This window comes from Trichlorobacter sp., assembly GCF_030247655.1.
Taxonomy (GTDB): domain Bacteria; phylum Desulfobacterota; class Desulfuromonadia; order Geobacterales; family Pseudopelobacteraceae; genus Trichlorobacter.
Genome location: NZ_JAOTRZ010000262.1, coordinates 1 through 3,680, shown reverse-complemented (window position 1 = coordinate 3,680; position 3,680 = coordinate 1). Strand labels below are relative to the sequence as shown.

The window sequence follows — 3,680 nt, the reverse complement described above, 5'->3', positions numbered from 1 at the left end:
ATCGGTACCTACATGGGGATTCTGGCCCTGGGGTTCTCCACCAACATGCTGACCCTGTTCGGCATGATCCTGGCCATCGGTCTGGTGGTGGATGATGCGATCATTGTGGTGGAAAACGTTGAACATAATATGGCCACCCATGGCATGACCCCGATGGATGCAGCCAAGAAGGCGATGTCAGAGCTGACCGGAGCCCTGATCGCCATCGTGCTGGTGTTGGGGTCGGTCTTTCTGCCGGTGGCGTTTCTGGGCGGCATGACCGGTACGCTCTACAAACAGTTTGCGGTTACCATCGCCATCTCCATGGTGTTGTCCGGTGTGGTGGCGTTAACCCTTTCACCTGCCCTGGCAGCCCGGATTCTGAAGCCGGGCCATGGCGAAAAGAAGGGTTTTTTCAAGTGGTTTGAAGATCGCTTTAATGCCCTGACTGAACGCTATACCGCCGGGGTACGCTGGCTGATTAATCACCGCAGTATCGGCCTGGGGCTGTTCTGCGGTGTGCTGGTGTTGGTGCTGCTGCTGTTTAAGATCGTTCCGGGTAGCTTTGTGCCGGAAGAGGATCAGGGCTATCTGTTTGTGGGTACCATCATGCCCGATGCTGCCAGTCTTGAACGGACTACAGCAGTCTGTGACCAGGCAGTACAATTGGCCCAGAGCAACAAGGCCATGGGAGACATCACCCAGATTAACGGCTACAGTCTGCTTGACGGCAGTGTCAAGGATAACGCCGGTCTGCTGTTTGCCACCCTTAAACCCTATAATGAACGGGAAGGGAAGGGGACAGATGCCTTCAGTGTGCAAAAGGATATTGGACGCAAACTGCAGGGTGTCAAAGAGGGGGTGGTCTTTCCGATCAACCCGCCTTCCATTCCCGGTCTGGGAAGTACCGGCGGTTTTGAGTTCTATATTCAGAGTAAAGGGGGCGGCACTCCCCAGGAGCTGGAAAAAATCACCAAGCAATTCATTGCCGAGACCCGCAAACGCAAGGAACTGTCCGGGGTTTCCAGTACCTTTTCCGCCAGCCAGCAACAGCTTTACCTGGATGTTAATCGTGCCCAGGCTGAGCTGCTGGGGGTGCCGGTATCCACGGTCTTTGAGACCCTGCAGTCCTACTTTGGTTCTGCCTACGTGGGGCAGTTTCTTCAGTATGGCCGGATCTGGCAGGTTATCCAGCAGTCTGAACCTGATTATCGTGACAAGCCCAACGACCTGACCCAGATCTATGTCCGTTCAACCGGTGGCAGCATGATCCCGCTTTCTGCCATGGCAACCATTAACTATGTGGCTGGCCCCAGTCTGCTGCCCCGCTTTAACGGCTTTCCGGCCTCCAAGCTGAACGGCAGCCAGTCCTCTGGTTATAGTTCCGGCCAGGCCATCAGCGCCATGGAGGAGGTGGCCAGAAAGGTGCTACCGGAAGGCTATGGCTTTGCCTGGTCAGGTCAGGCCTTTGAAGAGAAAAAGTCTGGCAATACCTCAACCATGGCCTTTGCCTTTGGTCTGATCATGGTCTTCCTGATTCTGGCAGCCCAGTATGAAAAATGGTCCCTGCCGGTGGGGGTGGTAATGTCGGTCCCCTTTGCACTCTGCGGTGCGTTGCTGTTTACCTGGGTGCGTGGTCTGGAAAATGATGTCTATTTTCAGGTCGGTCTGGTCACTCTGGTGGGGCTGTCTGCCAAGAACGCCATTCTGATCATAGAGTTTGCGTCTGATAACCTGAAAAAGGGGATGGAGCCGGCGGAAGCGGCCATTGAGGCTGCCCGGTTGCGTCTGCGCCCGATTGTGATGACCTCGCTGGCTTTTATTCTGGGCTGCGTACCGATGGCAACCGCTTCCGGTGCCGGTGCCAACAGCCTGCGTGCCATCGGTACCGGTGTGATCGGCGGTATGCTGGCTTCTACCCTGGTGGCATCCTTCTTTGTACCGCTCTTCTTTGTGGTGCTTGAGTCTGCCAGCGGCATCTTCAGTCGTTCAAAGGGTGTCAAGCCCCTGCCGAAAGGGGACTCGGATCATGCGTAATCTTCTTCTGTGTATACTGTTGCTGGTAACCGGCTGTACGGTCGGTCCCGATTATGTCCGGCCTGATATCAAAGCGCCTGATCAATGGAATGTGGAGTACAAGGCAGCCGCTGATCTGGCCAATACCCAGTGGTGGAGACTGTTTGGCGACACGGTGCTGGATGATCTGATTGAGACCGCAGTGCGGGGTAACCTGGACCTGAAGAGCGCCACGGCCAAGGTGGATCAGTACCTGGGGGTGCTTGATACCACCCGTTCCCAGTACTTCCCGCAGATATCGGCTGGCTTTAATCCCGGCGCAACCCATGGCGGAGGCACCACCACCCAGAGCTATCAGGCCACGGTTAACGCCACCTGGGAGCTTGATCTGTGGGGCAAGATCAGGCGTTCCAGCGAGGCAGCCCAGGCCCAGATTGTGGGCAGCGAAGCTGGTCGCCGTGCGGTGATCATGACTGTGGTCTCCAATGTGGCCAGTGGCTATATCACACTGCGGGGGATGGACCGCCAACTGGAAATAGCCCGTGATACGGAAAAGGCCTATGCCGAAAGTTTGAAACTGTTCCAGCTACGTTTTAAGCACGGTACCATTTCCGGACTTGAACTGTCCCAGGCTGAATCCAATTATGAGGCTGCCCGTCAGGCCATTCCCAGCTATGAATCGCTGGTGCGTCAGCAGGAGAACCTGATTTCGCTGCTGCTGGGGCGTGCGCCAGGTCCAATTCCGCGGGGCAAGACCATTGATGAGCTGATACCGCCAGGTATTCCGGCCGGTCTGCCGTCCCTGCTGCTGGAACGGCGCCCTGATATCATTCAGGCAGAGCAGAGCCTGATTGCTGCCAATGCTGAGATCGGCGTGGCCAAGGCAGCCTATTTTCCCAAGATCTCTCTGACCGGTGCCTTGGGGGTATCCAGTGGTGACATCAGCAAACTGTTTGTGCCGGGTGCCGGTATCTGGTCTGCGGGAGCACAACTGGCCCAGCCGCTTTTCAATTTTGGTCAGACCGCCGGACAGGTAAAACAGGCGGAGTCACAGCAACAGCAGGCCATGTACCAGTATCAGCAGACGATTTTAACCGCATTCAGGGAAGTTGAAGATGCCCTGATCAAGACCACCAAGGGCAGGGAACAGCTGGATGCTCAGAAACGGCAGGTGGATTCACTTTCAGAGTATGATCGCCTGGCTCGCCTGCAGTTTGAGGCAGGTACCTCAAATTACCTGCAGGTGCTGGATGCTGACCGGTCGCTGTTTTCCGGCAAGCTGGACAAGACCAAGACCCACTATGACCTGCTGGTGTCGTTGATTTCTGTCTACAAGTCGATGGGTGGCGGCTGGGTGGCTGAGGCTGACAAGTTGCAAGGAGCCGCGCAGAAGAAGTAACCAGATCCTCAGCAGGTCCAGCTGAAAGCCACCAATGAAGCGGCATGGCCAAGAAAAGAATGTTGATCACTAAAACTGTACAGCAATAGCACTGCAATCAGGGAGGCTTCGGCCTCCCCTTTTTTTTGTCTAGGGGGATCTCGTTTATACCTGTGGCGGGATAACGTTGGATTATTCAATAGAAATAATGATAAATGATTACAGCTTTTCAAAACGAAGGTATAAAATTCGTTTTATGCAAAACAAAAAAATAATTTAAATCGAAAAATACATCATAAATTACTTG

At 54.7% G+C, this 3,680-nt stretch carries 2 protein-coding genes; both read left to right on the top strand.

Going from position 1 to position 3,680, the window contains the following annotated elements; all coding sequences use genetic code 11:
* The coding region (locus tag OEL57_RS15235) for an efflux RND transporter permease subunit (RefSeq protein ID WP_300741625.1) at positions 1-2,016 on the top strand (2,016 nt) is incomplete at its 5' end.
* Positions 2,009-3,394, top strand: a complete 1,386-nt coding sequence (locus tag OEL57_RS15230) for an efflux transporter outer membrane subunit (protein WP_300741624.1) — start codon at positions 2,009-2,011, stop codon at positions 3,392-3,394. The genes OEL57_RS15235 and OEL57_RS15230, both read left to right, overlap by 8 nt.
* The last annotated feature ends 286 nt before the right edge of the window (positions 3,395-3,680 follow it).

Coding starts and splice junctions, on each gene's coding strand:
- OEL57_RS15230 (WP_300741624.1), top strand. CDS start 2,009: ATGCGTAATCTTCTTCTGTGTATACTGTTGCTGGTAACCGGCTGTACG.